This is a genomic window from Serratia sp. CY47444 (genome assembly GCF_052168635.1).
GTDB lineage: Bacteria > Pseudomonadota > Gammaproteobacteria > Enterobacterales > Enterobacteriaceae > Serratia > Serratia bockelmannii.
In genome coordinates this window covers 23507-42311 of the sequence record NZ_JBJNMH010000022.1, presented here as the reverse complement: position 1 = coordinate 42311, position 18805 = coordinate 23507, and the positions used below count along the sequence as shown (strand labels likewise).

At 58.1% G+C, this 18805-nt stretch carries 18 protein-coding genes; 11 read left to right on the top strand and 7 right to left on the bottom strand.

Annotated elements, in window-relative coordinates; genetic code table 11:
• Positions 1–10: 10 nt before the first annotated feature.
• The 4 genes from aceF (at position 11) to yacL (ending at position 7165) form a co-directional block, all read left to right on the top strand.
• A complete protein-coding gene (aceF, locus tag ACJ8IL_RS22005) occupies positions 11–1891 on the top strand; it encodes a pyruvate dehydrogenase complex dihydrolipoyllysine-residue acetyltransferase (RefSeq protein ID WP_173889750.1) in 1881 nt (626 codons plus the stop codon).
• A 233-nt stretch (positions 1892–2124) separates the two neighbouring features.
• Positions 2125–3549 (top strand): dihydrolipoyl dehydrogenase, encoded by a 1425-nt coding sequence (gene lpdA, locus ACJ8IL_RS22000; protein ID WP_004937500.1) that lies wholly within the window; start codon positions 2125–2127, stop codon positions 3547–3549.
• A 516-nt stretch (positions 3550–4065) separates the two neighbouring features.
• On the top strand, positions 4066–6663 hold the full coding sequence (gene acnB, locus ACJ8IL_RS21995) for a bifunctional aconitate hydratase 2/2-methylisocitrate dehydratase (RefSeq protein ID WP_442516830.1): 2598 nt from the start codon (positions 4066–4068) through the stop codon (positions 6661–6663).
• Positions 6664–6802: 139 nt separating this feature from the next.
• The gene (gene yacL / locus ACJ8IL_RS21990) at positions 6803–7165 is read left to right on the top strand and encodes a protein YacL (RefSeq protein ID WP_004937507.1); all 363 of its coding nucleotides are present in this window, start codon (positions 6803–6805) and stop codon (positions 7163–7165) included.
• A gap of 32 nt (positions 7166–7197) precedes the next feature.
• Here the strand turns inward: yacL and speD are convergent, their stop codons facing one another.
• The 3 genes from speD to ACJ8IL_RS21975 form a co-directional block, all read right to left on the bottom strand.
• A complete protein-coding gene (gene speD / locus ACJ8IL_RS21985) occupies positions 7198–7992 on the bottom strand; it encodes an adenosylmethionine decarboxylase (RefSeq protein ID WP_004937510.1) in 795 nt (264 codons plus the stop codon).
• A 27-nt stretch (positions 7993–8019) separates the two neighbouring features.
• Complete coding sequence (speE, locus tag ACJ8IL_RS21980) at positions 8020–8883, bottom strand: polyamine aminopropyltransferase (RefSeq protein ID WP_261425159.1); 864 nt, start codon at positions 8881–8883, stop codon at positions 8020–8022.
• A gap of 125 nt (positions 8884–9008) precedes the next feature.
• Positions 9009–9356: a YacC family pilotin-like protein gene (locus ACJ8IL_RS21975; protein ID WP_004937515.1), complete on the bottom strand. Its 348-nt coding sequence runs from the start codon at positions 9354–9356 to the stop codon at positions 9009–9011.
• Between the two features lie 217 nt (positions 9357–9573).
• Here ACJ8IL_RS21975 and cueO point away from each other — a divergent pair, with 217 nt between their 5' ends.
• The 4 genes from cueO to hpt all read left to right on the top strand — a co-directional run bounded on the left by cueO (position 9574) and on the right by hpt (position 12422).
• Positions 9574–11217 (top strand): multicopper oxidase CueO, encoded by a 1644-nt coding sequence (gene cueO, locus ACJ8IL_RS21970; protein ID WP_025304229.1) that lies wholly within the window; start codon positions 9574–9576, stop codon positions 11215–11217.
• A gap of 105 nt (positions 11218–11322) precedes the next feature.
• Positions 11323–11514, top strand: coding sequence for a type II toxin-antitoxin system RelB family antitoxin (relB, locus tag ACJ8IL_RS21965; protein ID WP_049208400.1), 192 nt, complete (start codon positions 11323–11325; stop codon positions 11512–11514).
• 5 nt (positions 11515–11519) lie between these two features.
• The gene (locus tag ACJ8IL_RS21960) at positions 11520–11795 is read left to right on the top strand and encodes a type II toxin-antitoxin system RelE/ParE family toxin (protein ID WP_049208401.1); all 276 of its coding nucleotides are present in this window, start codon (positions 11520–11522) and stop codon (positions 11793–11795) included.
• 90 nt (positions 11796–11885) lie between these two features.
• Positions 11886–12422, top strand: coding sequence for a hypoxanthine phosphoribosyltransferase (gene hpt / locus ACJ8IL_RS21955; protein WP_072269872.1), 537 nt, complete (start codon positions 11886–11888; stop codon positions 12420–12422).
• Positions 12423–12460: 38 nt separating this feature from the next.
• Here the strand turns inward: hpt and can are convergent, their stop codons facing one another.
• Positions 12461–13117 (bottom strand): carbonate dehydratase, encoded by a 657-nt coding sequence (gene can / locus ACJ8IL_RS21950; RefSeq protein WP_016930066.1) that lies wholly within the window; start codon positions 13115–13117, stop codon positions 12461–12463.
• A 210-nt stretch (positions 13118–13327) separates the two neighbouring features.
• Between can and ACJ8IL_RS21945 the strand changes: the two genes are divergently transcribed.
• From ACJ8IL_RS21945 to ACJ8IL_RS21935, 3 genes are all read left to right on the top strand, one after another.
• Positions 13328–14251, top strand: coding sequence for an ABC transporter ATP-binding protein (locus ACJ8IL_RS21945; protein WP_015379030.1), 924 nt, complete (start codon positions 13328–13330; stop codon positions 14249–14251).
• Positions 14248–15018 (top strand): ABC transporter permease, encoded by a 771-nt coding sequence (locus ACJ8IL_RS21940; protein WP_004937535.1) that lies wholly within the window; start codon positions 14248–14250, stop codon positions 15016–15018. Before ACJ8IL_RS21945 ends, ACJ8IL_RS21940 begins: the two co-directional genes overlap by 4 nt.
• A 177-nt stretch (positions 15019–15195) precedes the next feature.
• On the top strand, positions 15196–16476 hold the full coding sequence (locus ACJ8IL_RS21935) for a polysaccharide deacetylase family protein (RefSeq protein WP_049208402.1): 1281 nt from the start codon (positions 15196–15198) through the stop codon (positions 16474–16476).
• A 34-nt stretch (positions 16477–16510) separates the two neighbouring features.
• Here the strand turns inward: ACJ8IL_RS21935 and panD are convergent, their stop codons facing one another.
• The 3 genes from panD to panB all read right to left on the bottom strand — a co-directional run bounded on the left by panD (position 16511) and on the right by panB (position 18709).
• Positions 16511–16891 (bottom strand): aspartate 1-decarboxylase, encoded by a 381-nt coding sequence (panD, locus tag ACJ8IL_RS21930; protein ID WP_004937544.1) that lies wholly within the window; start codon positions 16889–16891, stop codon positions 16511–16513.
• Positions 16892–17036: 145 nt separating this feature from the next.
• Positions 17037–17891 carry a pantoate--beta-alanine ligase gene (gene panC / locus ACJ8IL_RS21925; protein ID WP_049296228.1) on the bottom strand — a complete coding sequence of 285 codons (855 nt, stop codon included), beginning with the start codon at positions 17889–17891 and terminating at the stop codon, positions 17037–17039.
• Between the two features lie 23 nt (positions 17892–17914).
• Positions 17915–18709, bottom strand: a complete 795-nt coding sequence (gene panB, locus ACJ8IL_RS21920) for a 3-methyl-2-oxobutanoate hydroxymethyltransferase (protein WP_004937548.1) — start codon at positions 18707–18709, stop codon at positions 17915–17917.
• Positions 18710–18805: the final 96 nt, after the last annotated feature.

Below are 18805 nucleotides of genomic sequence, written 5' to 3'. Positions count from 1 at the left end.
GTACTGAATAATGTCTATCGAAATCAACGTACCGGACATCGGTGCAGATGAAGTCGAAATCACCGAGATTCTGGTGAAGGTCGGCGATAAAGTTGAAGCGGAACAATCGCTGATCACCGTGGAAGGCGACAAGGCTTCCATGGAAGTGCCATCCCCTCAGGCGGGCGTGGTGAAAGAGATTAAAGTGGCGGTCGGCGATAAAACCGAAACCGGCAAACTGATCATGATCTTCGAAGCGGCAGGCGCAGCGGAAGCTGCACCGGCGGCGAAAGCGGAAGAAAAACCGGCGGCAGCAGCTGCCCCGGCCGCCGCTGCGGCCAAAGACGTTGCCGTGCCGGACATCGGCGCCGACGAAGTCGAAGTGACCGAGATCCTGGTGAAAGTGGGCGACAAGGTGGAAGCCGAGCAGTCCCTGATCACCGTAGAAGGCGACAAGGCTTCCATGGAAGTGCCTGCGCCGTTCGCGGGCACCGTGAAAGAGATCAAGATCGCGACCGGCGACAAAGTGAAAACCGGTTCCCTGATCATGGTGTTCGAAGTGGCCGGCGCCGCTTCCGCTGCGGCCCCGGCTGCGGCGCAAGCCCCTGCTGCCGCTGCAGCACCTGCGGCCTCTGCGGCCAAAGACGTCGCCGTGCCGGATATCGGCGGTGACGAAGTCGAAGTGACCGAAGTGATGGTTAAGGTGGGCGACAAGGTTGCCGCCGAGCAGTCTCTGATCACCGTGGAAGGCGACAAGGCCTCCATGGAAGTGCCTGCGCCGTTCGCCGGTACCGTGAAAGAGATCAAGATCGCGACCGGCGACAAAGTGAAAACCGGCTCCCTGATCATGGTGTTCGAAGTGGAAGGCGCTGCGCCTGCCGCTGCCGCCGCTCCAGCCGCTAAAGCGGACGCTGCGCCGGCGCCGGCCGCCGCTAAAGCCGCCGCTCCGGCTGCGAAAGCTGACGACAAAGGCGAGTTCGCCGAGAACGCGGCATACGTGCACGCGACCCCGGTCATTCGTCGTCTGGCGCGTGAATTCGGCGTTAACCTGGCGAAAGTGAAAGGCACCGGTCGTAAAGGCCGCATCCTGCGCGAAGACGTTCAGACTTACGTGAAAGACGCGGTGAAACGCGCTGAAGCAGCTCCGGCTGCTGCCGGCGGCGGTCTGCCAGGCATGTTGCCATGGCCGAAAGTGGACTTCAGCAAGTTCGGCGAGATCGAAGAAGTCGAAATGGGCCGCATCCAGAAGATCTCTGGCGCGAACCTGAGCCGCAACTGGGTGATGATCCCGCACGTGACTCACTTCGACAAAACCGACATCACCGATCTGGAAGCGTTCCGCAAGCAACAGAACGAAGAAGCGGCCAAGCGCAAGCTGGACGTGAAGTTCACGCCTGTCGTGTTCATCATGAAAGCCGTTGCTGCCGCTCTGGAGCAGATGCCGCGCTTCAACAGCTCGCTGTCCGAAGATGGCCAGAAGCTGACGCTGAAGAAATACATCAACATCGGCGTGGCGGTAGATACCCCGAACGGCCTGGTGGTTCCAGTGTTCAAGGACGTGAACAAGAAGAGCATCACCGAGCTGTCTCGCGAACTGATGGCCATCTCTAAGAAAGCGCGCGACGGCAAGCTGACCGCGGGCGAGATGCAGGGCGGCTGCTTCACCATCTCCAGCCTGGGTGGCATCGGGACGACCCACTTCGCGCCGATCGTCAACGCGCCGGAAGTGGCTATCCTGGGCGTCTCCAAGTCTGCGATGGAGCCGGTCTGGAACGGTAAAGAGTTCATGCCGCGCCTGATGATGCCGATGTCGCTGTCCTTCGACCACCGCGTTATCGACGGTGCCGATGGTGCGCGCTTCATCACCATCATCAACAACATGTTGTCCGACATTCGCCGTCTGGTGATGTAATGCAAAAGGGGCGCAGCATGCTGCGCCCCTGATGATTCTGTAGCAGTTTTGTCGGATTTTGCACAACTCGACAAAATTGTTGAGACACGGGTCACTCGAACACGCTTTGCAGATTATTAACAATTCTGTAAACTGCTCGCGGTGTAAGCGTCCCGGTGGATGAAGGGCGTTATGAGATCGATTAGCAATAAAAATGACGTCTGACCCGCCGGACAATCAATTAAGAGGTCATGATGAGTACTGAAATTAAAACTCAGGTCGTGGTACTTGGGGCGGGCCCGGCAGGTTACTCTGCAGCCTTTCGTTGCGCTGACTTAGGTCTTGAAACCGTTCTGGTTGAACGTTATTCCACTCTGGGCGGGGTTTGCCTGAACGTGGGATGTATCCCTTCCAAAGCACTGCTGCACGTTGCCAAAGTGATCGAAGAAGCCAAAGCGCTGGCCGAACACGGCATCGTTTTCGGCGAGCCGAAAACCGACATCGACAAAGTGCGCGTCTGGAAAGAAAAAGTCATCACTCAGCTGACCGGCGGTCTGGCTGGCATGGCGAAAGGCCGTAAAGTGAAAGTGGTCAACGGCTTGGGCAAGTTCACCGGCGCTAACACCCTGGTTGTGGAAGGCGAAAACGGCCCAACCACCATCAACTTCGACAACGCCATCATCGCTGCAGGTTCTCGTCCGATCCAACTGCCATTCATTCCTCATGAAGATCCACGCGTGTGGGATTCCACCGATGCGCTGGAGCTGAAAACCGTCCCAGAGCGTCTGCTGGTTATGGGCGGCGGCATCATCGGCCTGGAAATGGGCACCGTATACCATGCGCTGGGTTCACAGATCGACGTCGTTGAAATGTTCGATCAGGTTATCCCGGCGGCAGATAAAGACGTGGTGAAAGTCTTCACCAAACGTATCAGCAAGCAGTTCAACCTGATGCTGGAAACCAAAGTGACCGCAGTAGAAGCCAAAGAAGACGGCATCTACGTCACGATGGAAGGTAAAAAAGCGCCGGCAGAACCACAGCGTTACGACGCGGTGCTGGTGGCGATCGGCCGCGTGCCGAACGGCAAACTGCTGGATGCCGGTAAAGCCGGTGTTGAAGTTGACGAGCGTGGCTTCATCAACGTCGACAAACAGCTGCGCACCAACGTGCCGCACATCTTCGCTATCGGCGACATCGTCGGTCAGCCGATGCTGGCGCACAAAGGCGTGCACGAAGGCCACGTTGCCGCAGAAGTTATCGCCGGCATGAAGCACTACTTCGATCCGAAAGTGATCCCATCCATCGCTTACACCGAGCCGGAAGTGGCATGGGTGGGTCTGACCGAGAAAGAAGCGAAAGAGAAAGGCATCAGCTACGAAACCTCCACCTTCCCGTGGGCGGCTTCCGGCCGTGCGATCGCTTCCGACTGTGCAGACGGCATGACCAAACTGATCTTCGACAAAGAAACTCACCGCATCATCGGTGGCGCGATTGTCGGCACCAACGGCGGCGAGCTGCTGGGTGAAATCGGTCTGGCTATCGAGATGGGCTGCGACGCGGAAGACATCGCGCTGACCATCCACGCTCACCCGACCCTGCACGAATCCGTGGGCCTGGCGGCGGAAATCTACGAAGGCAGCATCACCGACCTGCCTAACCCGAAAGCCAAGAAGAAGTAATTCTGCTGGCTTGACCGGTTAACAAGCGGCTCCTGAGAAGGGGCCGTTTTTTTTTTGCTCAGATGCACCAAGCGGTATTTTTGTGGCCGCTGCGCCAAATTCCGATCCTCCTGCTTATATCCACTCTAACTATATGGATATAATGCCCTGCTAGTCCGGCAGCCGATTACGCTGCGCTCAACGATTCAGCAAAGATTTAATGTTGCTTTTATGTGAACGAATTAACAACCGTTTCAAATCCTGATATGCTGGCTGAGCGGAACCGGGCACTGTACCTTACAGTCCAGGACATCGACAGCAGTGCCCCGTCAGGATAGATGGCATCAATATCGCCGTGCGCTCTACCCATCAGTCTTTCATGCTGTAACGCTGTTTGACCGTGCTTGTTTGCCCCAATCACCGTTTCGGGGCCTTTACGGGCCGATCGCCTAGCCACAGAGTGAAACCCCAAGGGTATAAACCCGGTTTGCATATACGCCAGGCACAATAAATGACAATGAGAGCGAGGAGAACGTCGTGCTAGAAGAATACCGTAAGCACGTAGCCGAGCGTGCTGCTGAGGGCATCGCCCCTAAGCCGCTAGACGCCACCCAAATGGCCGCGCTGGTCGAACTACTGAAGAATCCGCCAAAAGGCGAAGAAGAATTCCTGTTAGACCTGCTGATTAACCGTGTTCCACCGGGCGTCGACGAAGCCGCCTACGTCAAAGCAGGTTTCCTGGCGGCCATCGCCAAAGGCGAAGCGACATCCCCCCTGGTTACCCCCGAGAAAGCCATTGAACTGTTAGGCACCATGCAGGGCGGTTATAACATTCATCCGCTGATCGATGCCCTGGACAACGAAACGCTGGCGCCTATCGCCGCTAAAGCGCTGTCCCACACGCTGCTGATGTTCGACAACTTCTACGACGTGGAAGATAAGGCCAAGGCCGGTAACCCGCACGCCAAACAGATCATGCAGTCCTGGGCCGACGCCGAATGGTATCTGTCGCGCCCTGAGCTGGCGGAAAAGATCACCGTCACCGTGTTCAAAGTCACCGGTGAAACCAACACCGATGACCTTTCTCCGGCGCCGGACGCCTGGTCGCGCCCGGACATCCCGCTGCACGCGCTGGCGATGCTGAAAAACGAACGTGAAGGCATCGTGCCGGATCAGCCGGGCAGCGTCGGCCCGATCAAACAGATCGAGCTGCTGAACAAGAAAGGCTTCCCGCTGGCCTACGTCGGCGACGTGGTCGGCACCGGTTCTTCCCGTAAATCCGCCACCAACTCCGTGCTGTGGTTTATGGGCGATGACATCCCGCATGTGCCGAACAAGCGCGGCGGTGGCGTGGTGCTGGGCGGCAAGATTGCGCCTATCTTCTTCAACACCATGGAAGATGCCGGCGCCTTGCCGATCGAAGTGGACGTGTCCGAGCTGAACATGGGTGACGTGATCGACGTTTACCCGTACAAAGGTGAAGTGCGCAACCACGAGACCGGTGCGCTGATCGCCAACTTCGAGCTGAAAACCGACGTGCTGCTGGATGAAGTGCGCGCCGGCGGCCGTATCCCGCTGATCATCGGCCGCGGTCTGACCACCAAGGCGCGCGAAGCGCTGGGTCTGCCGCACAGCGAGGTGTTCCGTATCGCCAAACCGGTTGCCGCGAGCAGCAAAGGCTTCTCGCTGGCGCAGAAAATGGTCGGCCGCGCCTGCGGCGTCGCCGGTATTCGCCCTGGCGAATACTGCGAACCGAAGATGACCTCCGTCGGTTCTCAGGACACCACCGGCCCGATGACCCGCGATGAGTTGAAAGACCTGGCCTGCCTGGGCTTCTCTGCCGATCTGGTCATGCAGTCGTTCTGCCACACCGCCGCGTATCCGAAACCGGTCGACGTGACCACGCACCATACGCTGCCTGACTTCATCATGAACCGCGGCGGCGTCTCGCTGCGTCCGGGCGACGGCGTGATCCACTCCTGGCTGAACCGCATGCTGCTGCCTGACACCGTCGGCACCGGCGGCGATTCCCACACCCGCTTCCCGATCGGTATCTCCTTCCCGGCCGGTTCCGGCCTGGTGGCATTTGCCGCCGCGACGGGCGTGATGCCGCTGGATATGCCTGAGTCGGTGCTGGTGCGCTTCAAAGGCAAAATGCAGCCGGGCATCACCCTGCGCGATCTGGTGCACGCCATCCCTTACTATGCGATCCAGCAAGGGCTGCTGACCGTCGAGAAGAAGGGCAAGAAAAACATCTTCTCCGGCCGCATTCTGGAGATCGAAGGCCTGCCGGACCTGAAGGTCGAGCAGGCGTTTGAGCTGACCGATGCGTCCGCCGAACGTTCCGCCGCCGGTTGTACCATCAAATTGGACAAGGCGCCGATCGAAGAGTACCTGAACTCCAACATCGTGCTGCTGAAGTGGATGATCTCCGAAGGCTACGGCGATCGCCGTACGCTGGAGCGCCGTATTCAGGGCATGGAAAAATGGCTGGCGGATCCGCAGCTGCTGGAAGGCGATGCGGATGCGGAATACGCAGCGGTGATCGACATCGATCTGAACGAGATCAAAGAGCCGATCCTGTGTGCGCCGAACGATCCTGATGATGCACGCCTGCTGTCCGACGTGGCCAACAGCAAAATCGATGAAGTGTTCATCGGTTCTTGCATGACCAACATCGGCCACTTCCGTGCGGCCGGCAAACTGCTGGATCAGCACAAGGGCCAGCTGCCGACCCGTCTGTGGGTGGCGCCGCCAACCAAGATGGATGCGGCTCAGCTGACCGAAGAAGGCTACTACAGCGTCTTCGGCAAGAGCGGTGCGCGTATCGAGATCCCGGGCTGCTCGCTGTGCATGGGCAACCAGGCGCGCGTGGCGGACGGCGCGACGGTGGTCTCCACCTCGACCCGTAACTTCCCGAACCGTCTGGGCACCGGTGCCAACGTCTATCTGGCGTCTGCCGAACTGGCAGCGGTTGCGTCCCTGCTGGGCCGCCTGCCGACGCCGGACGAATACCAGACCTACATGGCGCAGGTCGACAAGACGGCGGCGGATACCTACCGTTACCTGAACTTTGACCAGTTGGGGCAGTACACCGAAAAAGCCGACGGTGTGATCTTCCAAACCGCCGTGTAAGCCGCTATATTGCGCAACTGTTTAACGGGAGGCCTTGGCCTCCCGTTTTATTTTGCTCAGTTGCCAACTTTGCGAGCGCTCACTGAGTTAGTCCGCCATTTATGTTTACACTAAGAAAAAGGGCTCAGGAGGGCATGCTATGGATTACGAATTTCTGCGTGACGTCACCGGTCAGGTGATCGTCAGATTTTCGATGGGGCATGAAGCGATTGGCCACTGGATCAACGAAGAAGTTAAAGGCGATTTCAACCTGCTGGACCGGATTGAAGCCGGTGCGGCCGAGGTCAAAGGCAGCGAGCGTCAATGGCAGCTGGAAGGCCATGAATATACGCTGCTGATGGATGGTGAAGAAGTGATGATCCGCGCCAATCAGCTGGAGTTTGAGGGCGATGAAATGGAAGAGGGGATGAACTACTACGACGAAGAAAGCCTCTCATTCTGCGGCGTTGAGGACTTTCTGCTGGTGTTGAAGGCCTATCGTTCTTTCATGCTGAAGTACTAAGCATCAGGGCGCGGCGTGCCGCGCCCTTTCCATCACAGATGCGGAATATTGCGGCCGTAATAGATTTCCTGCATCTCTTTCCATAACAGATCGGTGATCTGCTTGCGTTCGGCTGCGCTCAACGCCTCCGGCTCCGCGTTAAACAGGTAGTGCTTCAGATCGAAATCTTTCAGCAACATCTTGGTATGGAAGATATTTTCCTGGTAAACGTTCACGTCCATCATGTGGTACAGCGCCTTGATGTCTTCCGACATAAAGTTCTGGATCGAATTAATCTCATGATCGATGTAATGTTTCACGCCGTTCACGTCGCGGGTAAAACCGCGCACGCGATAGTCCATGGTGACGATGTCGGATTCCAGCTGGTGAATTAAGTAGTTCAGCGCCTTGAGGGGCGAAATGACGCCGCAGGTCGAGACCTCGATATCGGCGCGAAAGGTGCATAGCCCGCCTTCCGGATGGCTTTCCGGGTAGGTATGTACGCAGATATGGCTTTTGTCCAGATGCGCGACGACCGTATTCGGCAACGGGCCTGGGTGTTCCGACGTATCGACGTCTTTCGGATCGATGGGCTCTTCGCTGACCAGGATGGTGACGCTGGCGCCCTGCGGCTCGTAGTCCTGACGCGCGATGTTCAGAATATTGGCGCCGATGATCGAGCAGGTCTCGCTCAGGATCTCGGTCAGCCGGTTGGCGTTATATTGTTCGTCTATGTAGGCGATATAGCCGTCGCGATCGTCCGCGGTTTTGGCATAACAAATATCGTAAATACAAAAACTCAGGCTCTTGGTCAGGTTGTTGAAGCCGTGCAGTTTTAGCTTATGCAATTTAGGCCACCTCCTTTATCTTCTCGCTTAACGTGTTACGTTCAGGGCATTGAGCAAATATTGCGGCAGGGCAAAGCTGCCGACGTGAATTGCCGGGTTGTAATAACGGCAGTGTAGGCCGCTTTGGTTAAAGCGCTGTTGCAGGGTAGGCAGATCGCGCTGGCGCAGTGCCGGGTTCTGGCTCGCCCAGGCAAAGGTCATGATGCCGCCGTAATAGGTCGGGATCGCCGCCTGATAGAAGCTGACGTCGCTAAAGTAGCGGCTCAGTTTGGCGTGGCTGTTGATTGCCTCGTCCTGTTGCAGGAAGCAGACGCCGTTCTGCGCAACGAAAATGCCGCCCTCATTCAGGCAGCGGGCGCAGCCTTCATAAAACGCTGAGGTGAACAGGCTTTCGCCGGGGCCGATCGGATCGGTGCAGTCGGAGATGATCACATCGAACGTTTCGTCGGTTTGATTCACGAAGTTGACGCCGTCGTCGATCACCAACTTGAAGCGCGGATCGTCATAGGCGCCGGCGCTGTGGTTGGGCAGGTATTGGCGGCAGAACTCGACGACACCGGCGTCGATCTCGACCATGGTGATCTGCTCCACGCCAGGATGCCGGCTGACTTCGCGCAGCATGCCGCCGTCGCCGCCGCCGATGATCAGCACTTTCTTCGCCTGGCCATGCGCTAGCAGCGGCACGTGGGTCAGCATTTCGTGATAGATGAACTCGTCACGCTCGGTGGTTTGCACCACGCCGTCGAGCGCCATCACGCGCCCCAGGACCGGGTTCTCGAAGATCACCAGATCCTGATGATCGGTCTTCTCGCGGTACAGCACCTTCTCTACCGAGAAATACTGGCCGAAGCCCGTATGCAGCGTTTCGTACCAAATTTCTTTCTGGGTCATGTGCGGGAAACTCCGTAATAACAGCCATGAAAAATCGGCGCAACATCATAGCTAACTCTGTCTGGCGATGCACGGTTGAATTTCAGACAGAGAGAGCGAAAGGCGGGTGGGGGAGAAGGGCGGAATTAGTTGGCGTAGGCCAGCAGGCTCAAAGAGTCGCGCGCCAGCGATTTGCACTTCTTAGGCGTTGGAATGGCGATGCCGCTGAGATCGCGATAGCTGTCTTCGCCCAGCGCCTTCATGTTAAAGCTGTTGTAGTTGCTCAAATCCCAGCGGTTTTGTTGCGCGAAATAGACAATGGCGCGTTTGATTTGCGCATTTGGCAAATCGTTGTAGCCGCAATCATTTTTCAAATAAATAAATACCGCCGTCAGATCGGCCAGATCTTCCGCCTCGGATTCATTCAGCGCCAGACTGGCGTTGGAGAAGCCCAGCATCGCCAGCAACAGCATCGATAACGTTGTTTTTTTCATCATGAAATAGGCCTGTTTGTCGTCTGCTGACGTTACCACACTTGCCTGTAAAGGCACCAAATTTTATTGCTGCCGGGCCGGCGTCGCGCGTGCCGGTCATACTCTCTTGATTGTGAGGCATAGCTTAAAATACCGCCAGGAAAGGCTTGACCTTCCGCCTGGGGGAAGGTTTAGGCTGACGGCATTGAGTTATGTCACTGAGAAAAGGGAGTCAGCGATGTTACGCCGTGATTTTATTAAATTAACCGCTGCGCTGGGCGCGGCGAGCGCATTGCCGTTATGGAGCCGGGCCGCTTGGGCGGCCGATCGGCCGGCCTTGCCGGTACCGCCGCTGTTGATGCCGGACGCGCAGGGAAAGATTGCGCTGGCGCTGCAGGCGGGTGAAACCCGCTGGTTGCCCGGTGCCGCCACCAAAACCTGGGGATTCAACGGCGCGCTGCTCGGGCCGGCGGTGAAGCTGCAGCGTGGCCAGCCGGTGACGGTCGATATCAAAAACAGCCTGGCGGAGGCCAGTACCGTCCACTGGCACGGGCTGGAAATTCCCGGCGACGTCGATGGCGGCCCGCAGGCGCTGATCCACCCCGGCGCGACGCGCACGGTGAATTTCACCGTCGAACAACCGGCCGCTACCTGCTGGTTCCACCCGCACACGCACGGTAAAACCGGCAGCCAGGTGATGATGGGGCTGGCGGGGTTGGTGCTGCTGGAAGACGATGAAAGCGCCAAACTGCCGCTGCCGAAAACCTGGGGGCAGGATGATATTCCGGTGATCCTGCAGGATAAGCGGCTGGGCAAAGACGCGCAGATCGAATACCGCCTGGACGTGATGAGCGCGGCGGTGGGCTGGTTTGGCGATCGCATGTTCACCAACGGCGCGCAGTATCCGCAACATCTGGCGCCGCGCGGCTGGCTGCGTCTGCGTTTTCTCAACGGTTGCAACGCCCGCTCGTTGAATCTGGCGGCCAGTGACAACCGTCCGCTGTATGTTATCGCCAGCGACGGCGGTTTCCTGGCTGAGCCTGTGAAGCTGACCGAGCTGCCGATGCTGATGGGCGAACGCTTTGAAGTTCTGGTGGATGCCTCCGACGGGAAAGCGTTCGATATCGTGACGCTGCCGGTGAAACAGATGGGCATGACGCTGGCTCCGTTCGATCAGCCGCTGCCGGTGTTGCGCATTCAGCCGTCGTTGGCACAGGGTATCAAAACCATGCCGGACAGCCTGGTGAAGCTGCCGACATTGCCTGCCACCACTGGTATCCAGGAGCGTTGGCTGCAGCTGATGATGGATCCGCAGCTGGATATGCTCGGCATGCAGGCGCTGATGGATCGTTATGGTCACCAGGCGATGGCTGGCATGAGCATGAATCATGGCGCGACGGGTGCTGGAGACATGAAAGGCATGGAGAAGGGCGGCATGCAGGGCATGGACCACGGCAACATGAAGGGCATGGATCATGGCAAGATGGCCGGGATGGATCACGGCGGCGCGCAGAGCAAAGCCAAACCGTTCGATTTCAGCCACGGCAACATGATCAACGGCAAGGCCTTCGACATGAACAAACCGATGTTTGCCGCCAAACGGGGCCAGTATGAAAAATGGACCATTTCCGGTGAGGGCGACATGATGCTGCACCCATTCCACATTCACGGCACCCAGTTCCGTATCCTTTCGGAAAACGGCAAACCGCCGGCGGCGCATCGCAGCGGCTGGAAGGACACGGTGCGCGTCGAAGGTTGGCGCAGCGAAGTGCTGGTGCGTTTCGATCATCCGGCAAGCAGCGAACATGCGTATATGGCCCACTGCCACCTGTTGGAGCATGAAGATACCGGCATGATGATGGGCTTTACCGTCGACGACTGATCGCGGTTCATCGCTCAGGTGGCGGTGCGCTCGCGTCGCCACCGCTTGGTTCAATGAAAGGAAGCCGTTATACTGATTAAAATATCAGCTGTTGAGGAGCGCGTCATGCCGACAAAATTGGATCCCATCGTCTCTGAGTTTGAGACTCAAGAACAGGCTGATAGCTACGATCGTTGGTTCAGAAGCACCGTGGAATCTTCTGTCAATAGCGACACCCCCCGTATCCCCCATGATGAAGTCATGGCTGGTGCTCGTCACATTATCGAGCAGGCGAAAGCCAAAAGAAAATCGGCCTGACCCTTATGTTAACCGTTAAATGGACTGACGAAGCAAAAACGGGTTTATATACGCTGCTGGCTTTTATCGCTGAGCGAAATCCACTTGCCGCTGAGGCTTTGTTGCAACGTATCGAAGAGTCGGTTATCCCGTTAGCGGAGCATCCTTATCTATTCCGGCCTGGCAGGGTGAACGGGACTCGTGAAATGGTTGTTCATCCTAATTACATTGTGGTTTACCGCGTGCTGGCTGCACATATTGAAATAGTGAGTGTCCTGCACGCTCGTCAGGAATACCCTTAATAAAGAAAACTCCCCTGTCCGGGAGAGAGGCAAGTCGTAACGGCCTATGCTAAACTCTGCGCCTTTCTTCCGGCAACTGACCTGAATACTATGAAACACACTGTAGACGTAATGATTTCCGAGCAGGAAGTTAAGACCCGTATCGCCGAACTTGGCCACCAGATCACCGAACATTACCGCGACAGCGGCAGCGACATGGTACTGGTCGGGCTGCTGCGCGGCTCCTTCATGTTCATGGCCGATCTCTGCCGCGCGATCGACGTGCCGCACGAAGTCGACTTTATGACCGCCTCCAGCTACGGCAGCGGTATGTCCACCACCCGCGACGTGAAGATCCTCAAGGATCTAGACGAAGACATTCGCGGCAAAGACGTGCTGATCGTGGAAGACATCATCGATTCCGGCAACACGCTGAACAAAGTGCGCGAGATTTTGGCGCTGCGCGGGCCGAAATCGCTGGCGATTTGCACCTTGCTGGACAAACCTGAGCGCCGTGAAGTGCAGGTGCCGGTCGAATATGTCGGCTTCTCGATCCCGGATGAGTTCGTGGTGGGGTATGGCATCGACTACGCTCAGCGCTACCGTCACCTGCCGTACGTCGGCAAAGTGGTGCTGCTGGACGAGTAATTGGATGTGGGGCGCGGCAAGCCGCGCCCGCGGCGGGGTTATACGCCTTTATCCTGCTTCAGTTTGGCTATCGCTTTGCGGTAGCCCATCTCCAGGCTCTCGCGGCTGGTCGCCAGCACTTCCATATCGCGCAGACGGCCGTCCTGAATGCCGTACACCCAACCGTGGATCATCACCTTCTGGCCGCGCTTCCAGGCGGACTGCATGATGGTGGAGTGGCCCAGGTTGTACACTTGTTCAATGACGTTGATCTCGCACAGCATGTCGAAACGCTGTTCCGGCGGCAGCTCGCCCAGCAGCGAGCTGTGCTTGTACCACAGATCGCGAATGTGCAGCAGCCAGTTGTCGATCAACCCCAGTTCCGGGTTTTCCACCGCCGCCTGCACGCCGCCGCAGCCCAGGTGGCCGCAGATGATGATGTGTTCGACTTCCAGCACATCTACCGCATACTGCACCACCGACAGGCAGTTAAGATCGGTGTGGATAACGAGGTTCGCCACGTTGCGATGGACGAATAGTTCACCCGGCTCGAGGCCGGTCAGGCGTTCTGCGGGAACGCGGCTGTCAGAGCAACCAATCCATAAGAAGCGGGGCTTTTGCGCCTGGGCTAAACGTTCAAAAAATTCCGGGTCTTCCTGACTGATATTGGCCGACCAGGCCTGGTTGTTGGCGATAAGCTCTTCGATTTCTTTCATGAAGGTGATTGACCCGTAACGAACAGATTGCGTTGGAGTAATATAGGGTAAGCGTCACAATTTGGAAATCGGAACAGTGGTGCAACCTCATTTACCGCACGGATTCGACGCAGTGAAAACGCCGTCGATGCTAGGATTATTGTTAGTGTTTCAAGCCTCGCAAACAGGGGCGCGGCGGCATACTCATCGTCATAAGGTACTATTTTACATATGAATTATGCACTGGAATTAGCGCAGCTGACCAAGACTTACGCCGGTGGCGTCAAGGCGCTGCGCGGCATCGACCTGAGCGTCGAGGCGGGGGATTTTTATGCTCTGCTGGGGCCAAACGGCGCCGGAAAGTCCACCACCATCGGCATCATCAGCTCGCTGGTGAACAAAACCGCCGGCAGCGTGCGGGTGTTCGGTTATGACATCGATAAAGACATCGTCAACGCCAAGCGCCAGCTCGGCCTGGTGCCGCAGGAGTTCAACTTCAACCCGTTCGAGACCGTGTTGCAGATCGTGGTGAACCAGGCGGGTTACTACGGCGTCACGCGGCGTGAAGCGATGGCACGCGCCGAGAAATACCTCAATCAGCTGGATCTGTGGGGCAAGCGCAACGAGCGCGCCCGTATGCTGTCCGGCGGCATGAAGCGCCGTCTGATGATCGCCCGCGCGTTGATGCACCAACCGAAGCTGCTGATCCTCGATGAGCCGACCGCCGGGGTGGATATCGAACTGCGTCGCTCTATGTGGGGCTTCCTGAAAGAGCTGAACGCCCAAGGCACCACCATCATCCTCACCACCCACTATCTGGAAGAGGCGGAAATGCTGTGCCGCAACATCGGCATCATCCAGAACGGGGAACTGGTGGAAAACACCTCGATGAAAGGGCTGCTGGCCAAGCTGAAGTCGGAAACTTTCATCCTCGATCTGGCGGCGAAGAGCCCGCTGCCTAAGCTGGACGGTTACCACAGCCGCCTGACGGATACCTCGACGCTGGAAGTGGAGGTGATGCGCGAGCAGGGGCTGAACGGCCTGTTCGCCCAGTTGAGCGCGCAGGGCGTGCAGGTACTGAGCATGCGCAACAAGGCGAACCGCCTGGAAGAGCTGTTTGTCACCCTGGTTAACGGCAATGGAGAAAAAGCATGACGCGTTTGTATTGGGTGGCCTTACAAAGCATCTGGGCCAAAGAGGTAAACCGCTTCGCGCGCATCTGGATCCAGACCCTGGTGCCGCCGGTGATCACCATGACGCTGTACTTCATCATCTTCGGTAACCTGATCGGTTCGCGTATCGGTGATATGCACGGCTTCAGCTACATGCAGTTCATCGTGCCCGGCCTTATCATGATGGCGGTCATTACCAACTCCTATGCCAACGTCGCCTCGTCGTTCTTCAGCGCCAAGTTTCAGCGCAACATTGAGGAACTGCTGGTGGCGCCGGTGCCGACCCACGTGGTGATCGCCGGCTATGTCGGCGGCGGCGTGGCCCGCGGTATCTGCGTCGGCGTGCTGGTGACCATCATCTCGCTGTTCTTCGTGCCGCTGCAGGTACACGCCTGGTGGGTGATTGCGCTGACGCTGTTGCTGACGGCGATCCTGTTCTCGCTGGCGGGGCTGATCAACGCGGTGTTTGCCACCACTTTCGATGATATCAGCCTGATCCCGACCTTCGTGCTGACGCCGCTGACTTACTTGGGCGGGGTGTTCTACTCGCTGTCGCTGCTGCCGCCATTCTGGCAGGCGGTGTCCAAGCTGAATCCGATCGTCTATATGATCAGCGGCTTCCGCTACGGCTTCCTCGGCATCAACGATGTGCCGCTGGCGTTCACCATGGCGGTGCTGGTGGCATTTATCGCGGTGTTCTATCTGCTGTCCTGGTATCTGATCGAGCGCGGCCGCGGCCTGCGCAGCTGATCATATCACGCTCCCGCTTTCCCGGCGGGAGCGCCTTTCTTGATTTGGCGCAGGCGGCGCGTAAATCAATAGAATTGCTCAAATAACCGCTAGTTCCCCGCTGTTCAAATCGTGCTATGCTGGCGCTCCACATTTCCTTCACTTTTGTCATTACGCACTCGTAAGCAGAACATCATCATGCGGTCTCAATACACGTTAACGGCTGGGTTACTCGGCATTCTGATGTCGTTGGTTTCCCCTGTGAGCCTGGCTAATCTGCTGTCGGAAGACGGCGCGGTTAAATCTGAATACATGGAAGCGCAGCGCGATAGCGAAGTCTATGCGTTGGTGGGCGAGCATGTGATCCCGGTAGGGGAAGTGAAGCGCGGGCAGCTGATCCAAGTCTTCCCGGCGGATGCGGAATACTACGAATTCAAATTCGGGCACGGTACCGGCTTTATCGATAAAGACGACGTGCGTGAATTGAAGAAGTCGCGCAAGGTGCAAGACGATTTGGGCGAGCTGAACAAACCGCTGACCAACCAGAATCTGATCACGCAAAAAACGATAGACGTATACACCGCAGCGGACAAGGACAGCGAGGTCTTGGGCACGCTGGAAGGCAACCTGCGCTATCCCATCATCGGCAAGCTGAAAGATCGCCTGAACAACACCTGGTACGAGGTCAACATCGGCGAGCGGCTGGGGTTCATTAATGAGTTGGACTGCGAGATCGATAACGGCATACCGGTGCTGACTTACCACCACCTGCTGAAAAACGAAGAGAACAAACGCTTCCGCCACACCTCGACCACCACCTCAGACGTGGCGTTCAGCAACCAAATGACCTATCTGAAGCAGGCGGGCTACGACACCATTTCGCTGTATCAGCTGGAAGCCTACCTGAAAAATCAGATCAACCTGCCTGGCAAGGCGATCGTGCTGACCTTCGACGACGGGCTGAAGTCGGTTTATCGCTACGCTTACCCGGTGCTGAAGGATTACGGTTTCCGCGCCACGGCGTTCATCATCTCTTCGCGCATCAAACGCCACCCGCAGAAATGGAACCCGGACTCGCTGCAGTTTATGAGCGTTTCGGAGCTCAAGCAGATTCAGGACGTGTTCGACGTGCAGTCGCATACCCATTTTCTGCACCGCACCGACGGCAACCGCCAGCCGATTTTGCTGAGCCGTTCGTTGCACAATATCGAGTTCGATTTTGAGCGCTCGCGCCGCGCGCTGTCGCAGTTCAATCCGCACGTGCTGTATCTGTCTTATCCGTTCGGCGGCTATAACCAACGGGCGATTCAGGCGGCGCAGGACGCCGGGTTCCATCTGGCGGTGACCACGGTGCAGGGCAAGGTGAAGCCGGGGGATAACCCCTATACGCTGAAGCGGCTGTATATTCTGCGCACCGACTCGATCCAGACCATGGCGGATCGGATAGCCAACAAGCCGGGTACGGTGGTGGTGCAGTAGGGAAGAACGGGCGCGTAAGGCGCCCGTTTTATTGTCAGGCGACCTGAACCGGCACGGCTTTCGCCTTGCGCTGCAGGTTGTTGTCACCTTCGAAATAGGCGACTTTCGGGTGGTGCTGGCGGGCGTCGGCGTCGGTCATTTGCACATAGGAGCAGATGATCAGTTTGTCGCCCACGCAGGCGCAGCGCGCGGCGGCGCCGTTGACCGAAATGATGCGCGAACCGCGCTCGGCGGCGATGGCGTAGGTGGAGAAGCGCTGGCCGTTATCCACGTTGTAAATATCGATCGCTTCATATTCCAGAATGCCGGCGGCCTCCAGGAAATCCTGGTCGATGGCGCAGGACCCTTCATAGTGCAAGTCAGCCTGAGTGACTTTGACGCGATGCAGCTTGCCTTGCAGCATAGTACGTATCATAGCTTTACCTAACTGAATATCGGCCTTCACAGGCGCTGGGGTTGAACATCTCTCCTGCATCCCTGCAATCTCTATCGTCACCGATTGCCCCGCCATTGTCTACCAATGGCCTGGGTTTCAGGGTGACGATAGTATAAAAAACGGCTTACAGCGTCAGGTCGACCTGCTGGTTGTCGATAAGACGCGCCTTGCCCAGCCAGGCGGCCATCAGCACCACCGCCCGCTGGCTATCTACCGTCAGCGGCTGCAGGCTGTCGGCGTCGCGAATAAACAGCTCATCCGGCGTAAAGCCGGCGGCGCGCAGTTGCTCGGCGGTCTGCTCCAGCAGCGTTTCAACATGGCGTTCGCCATTGGCCAACTGCTGCGCCAGCGCGTTCATGATCTTGCTCAGTTGCGGCGCTATCTTGCGCTCTTCGGCGGTCAGGTAGCCATTGCGCGAACTGAGGGCCAGGCCGTCTTTGGCGCGCACGGTCGGCACGCCGACGATATCGATGTCGTAACCCATGTCCGCCACCATTTTGCGGATCAGCGCCAGCTGTTGGTAATCCTTCTCGCCGAAGCAGGCCAAATCAGGCTGTACCAGGTTGAACAGCTTGCTGACGATGGTGGAAACGCCACGGAAGTGGCCCGGCCGGCTTGCGCCTTCCAGGATGCTGGAGATGCCGGGCACGTCGACGTAGGTCTGCTGCTCCAGCCCCTGCGGATAGACCGCGGCCGGGGCCGGGGCAAACACCAGATCGACGCCGCGGCGGGTCAGCTTCTCGCTGTCTTCCTGGAGCGTGCGCGGGTAGCGCGCCAGATCGTCCGGCCGATCGAACTGCATCGGGTTGACGAAGATGCTCACCACCACCACGTCGGCGCGGGCGCGCGCTTCATCGACCAGCGTCATGTGGCCGTCGTGCAGGTTGCCCATGGTCGGCACCAGCGCGATGCGTTTGCCTTCCTGGCGCCAGCGGCGGATCTGCTGACGCAGCATCGGCAGGGTTTCGATAATAATCATTGGGTGACTCCTGGAACCATCGCTTAGTTAAAAGAGTGTTCAGCCGCCGGGTAGAGGCCTTGCTCCACTTCCTGAATGTAGTGCTGCACCGCCGTGCGGATATCGCCGCTCTGCGCCAGGAAGTTCTTGGCGAACTTCGGCGTGTGGCCGCCGGTGATGCCGAAGGCGTCGTGCATCACCAAGATCTGGCCGTCGGTGCCGTTGCCGGCACCGATGCCGATGACCGGAATGGACAACGCTTCGGTGATCTGGCGCGCCAGCTCGGTCGGCACGCATTCCAGCACCAGCAGCTGAATGCCGGCCAGTTCCAGATTCTGCGCGTCCTGCAGCAGCTGTTTGGCGGCCAGTTCGTCGCGCCCTTGCACCTTATAGCCACCGAACACGTTGACCGACTGCGGCGTCAGGCCCAGGTGGCCGCACACCGGCACGGCGCGCTCGGCGAGCATTTTCACCGTGTCGCACAGCCAGCTGCCACCTTCCAGTTTCACCATGTTGGCGCCGGCGCGCATCAGCTCGGCGGCGTTGGCGAAGGTCTGTTCCGGGGTGGCGTAACTCATGAACGGCAGATCGGCCAGCAGCAGGCAGGCCGGCGCGCCGCGGCGCACGGCGCGCGTGTGGTAGGCCACGTCGGCGACGGTGACCGGCAGCGTGGAGTCGTGGCCCTGCAGCGTCATGCCCAGCGAATCGCCCACCAACAGGACTTTGATGCCTTGCTCTTCAAACAGTTTGGCAAAGCTGGCATCGTAGGCGGTAAGGGTAGCAAACTTGCGCTGCTCCTGTTTCCACTGGCGCAAATGGGTCACGGTGGTGGGTTTCATCACAACGTCTCCTGAAACGGGCCGTGCGGCTTACGCAGGCCCAGGCTGCAAAAAAGTGCAGCCATTCTACTGTAACCCGATCGGGGTGGGTAGCGC